The organism is Anaerofustis stercorihominis (assembly GCF_024623185.1).
Lineage (GTDB): Bacteria > Bacillota > Clostridia > Eubacteriales > Anaerofustaceae > Anaerofustis.
Map to the genome: position 1 here is coordinate 1 of NZ_JANJZK010000047.1, position 2,992 is coordinate 2,992.

The 2,992-nt window shown below is 40.5% G+C and carries 1 protein-coding gene; it reads right to left on the bottom strand.

All coding sequences use genetic code 11. The features are described 5' to 3' along the window. Window positions 1-143: 143 nt before the first annotated feature. Window positions 144-2,531, bottom strand: a complete 2,388-nt coding sequence (locus NSA01_RS09875) for a homocysteine S-methyltransferase family protein (RefSeq protein WP_257481292.1) — start codon at window positions 2,529-2,531, stop codon at window positions 144-146. Between the last annotated feature and the right edge of the window lie 461 nt (window positions 2,532-2,992).

Below are 2,992 nucleotides of genomic sequence, written 5' to 3' on the forward strand. Positions count from 1 at the left end.
CTTCCATTCTTTGGACAAGCAAAGAATGGCGGGTCGTAGGGTGGAACCCTACACTGGGTTTAAGGGACGAAGTCCCTTATAATAGGTTTTAGGGGCAGAGCCCCTGATAAAGGTAGTAGGGCAATGCCCTACAGAAAGGGGTTTTAGGGTGCAGCCCTTAAAACTTTATCAGCAAAAGCAACACTTGCCATCGCGTCTTTTGCATAATAGTCGGCATTTATGGTCTTCGCATAGTCTTTGGTAAGCACCGCACCGCCTACGAAAACCTTACAGTCCGGTACTTTTTTATTTAGTTTTTTTATCGTCTCTTCCATGCTTGGAACCGTGGTAGTCATAAGTGCACTGAGCCCCACAAGTTTGACATCTTCCTTTATGACGGTATCTACAATTAAATTAGGATCCACGTCTTTACCAAGATCGATAACATCATATCCATAGTTTTCAAGTAAAACTTTGACTATGTTCTTTCCAATATCGTGTATATCCCCCTTGACCGTAGCTATTACTATTTTTCCTATTTTCTCTTCCTTTTGACCGCTTTTTACAAGGTGATTTTTGACTTCGTTAAAAGCCGCTTTTGCAGCCTCCGCACTCATCAAAAGCTGAGGTAGAAATATAGTTCCTTCTTCAAAGCCTTTTCCCACGATATCTAAAGAAGGGATAAGTTTTTTATTAATTATTTCCAAAGGCTCGCTTTTTTCAAGTTCCTCCAAAACAGCTGTCTTAGCTCTTTCTTTCATCCCCTTTACGATACTCTCTTCAAGGCTCATTAATCCCTCTTTTTTTACACTGACTTCCCTTTTTTCGCTTCCGTACTTATCTATATAATCCATGCACTTTTCGTCCATATTTGACAGTGTCCTGAAAGAAATATAACTTCTCATCATATCCTCGTTGTTCGGGTTTATTATCGCCGCATTAAGACCTCTGTCCAGTGCCATGGAAAAGAACACGGAATTGATTATCATCCTGTTCGGAAGTCCGAAGGAAATATTTGATACACCGAGCACACTGTTCATTTTAAGTTCGTTTCTAACTATGGATAGAGTATCCAAAGTGACCAGAGCCGAAGAAGTATCTGCACTTACCGTCATTGCAAGAGCATCTATTATTATATCTTTTCTTTCTATCCCGTACTTCTTAGCTTCTTCGATTATCTTATTTGCAATCTTTATCCTCCCCTCGGCAGTAGGAGGTATCCCGTCTTCATCCAGACAAAGTGCAACTACCACTCCCCCATATTTTTTAACAAGAGGGAAAACTTCGTCCATGACTTCTTTTTTACCGTTGACGGAGTTTATAAGAGCCTTTCCGTTATATAGCCTAAGTGCCCTTTCCATAGCCTCTGTGTTTGAAGTATCCACCTGAAGAGGAACATCTACACTGAATTGGAGTTCTTTTATTACTTTTTCCATCATCTCGGCTTCGTTTATTTCGGGAAGTCCCACATTTACATCGAGTACATGAGCGCCTGCCTCTGCCTGTGTATTTGCTTCATTCAATATATACTCGATATCTTCTTCAATGAGAGCCTGTTTAAAGCGTTTCTTTCCCGTTGGATTTATCCTCTCCCCGATTATTATAGGGTCTTTATCTATATACACACACTTTGAAAAAGAAGAAATCATCGTCAAATCTTTCTTTGTTATTTCTTTGATTTCAACATCTTTACAAAGTTCCACGGTCTTTTTGATATGAGCGGGAGTAGTACCGCAGCAGCCTCCGAGAATCCCGACTCCCATATCCGCTATCTCTTTCATGGTGAGTGCGAATTCATCGCTTGTTATATCATAGACGGTCTTTCCGCCCTCGCTTCTGGGAAGTCCCGCATTTGGGTTTATCATCAAAGGAGTGGAGGAAACCTCAAGCATTTTTCCTATAAAAGGTTTAAGCTGAAGAGGACCGAGACCGCAGTTAAGCCCTATGACATCTACTCTAAGCCCTTCCATCAAAGCAATTATACTCTCTGCATTTCCTCCGGTAAGGAGCTTTCCGTCTTCTCCCAAAGTCATTGAAACGAATATAGGCAAATCACAGTTTTCCTTTGCCGCAAGTATAGCAGCCTTCGCTTCGTAACCGTCTGACATAGTCTCTATCAAAATAATGTCGGGATTTTCCTTTACCCCAAAAAGAATGATTTCTTTATATATTTCGTAAGCGTCACTAAAATCAAGGTCTCCGAGAGGTTTTAAGAGTTTGCCTGTAGGACCTATATCCAAAGCCACATAAGCATCTTTACCGCTTTCCTTTATTGCTTCCTTTGCATTTCTGACTCCGCTTCTTATTATATTCTCAACGCTGTAACTTCCCTCTTTATTAAATTTAAGAGAGTTACACCCAAAGGTATTGGTCGTTATTATATCCGCACCGCTTAGAAGGTATTCCTTATGGATACTTTTTACCGTATCACTTTTATCCACATTCCAAATTTCCGGCAGTTCCCCCGCCTTTAAACCTTTTTCCTGGAGAAGACTTCCCATACCTCCGTCGAAAAATACTTCTCTTTTTTTGATAAGTTTTAATATATCCATAAATTTTCCTTTCTAACAATAATTTCCAGGACAATGTCCTGCCACCAATTTGTAGGGCTCTGCCCTACTACCCAAATATAAGGGCTGTCTGCCCTTAAAAACCCGACCATTCTTTGCTTGTCCGACTCGCAAATATTGCTAACGCAAATCCGCTCGTGTTATCGAATGTGTTTCACACATCTAAAATTTACTTAAGTAAATTTTAGTAAGCCTTCTTTGAAGTCTTTTAATAGTCACAGAATGGATGAGACGACCCCGCTGAGAGCGGTGCCTAAGCCTTCGGCAAAAGAGATCTTTAACTTACTGAAGAATATCACACGCTATTTACCTAAAAAAGTTATTAACTTTTATTTAAGATAAAACTTTTCATGTTAATGGGTTGGGGTAGCGGTCGTTTGGAGAAATTGCGGGCAGCAATTTCCTAAAATCCGACCGCGTTAAGAGCCATCACGGCGACTGAG

Excerpts from the sequence above, each read along its gene's own strand:
- NSA01_RS09875 (WP_257481292.1), bottom strand. The coding sequence starts at position 2,531 with ATGGATATATTAAAACTTATCAAAAAAAGAGAAGTATTTTTCGACGGA.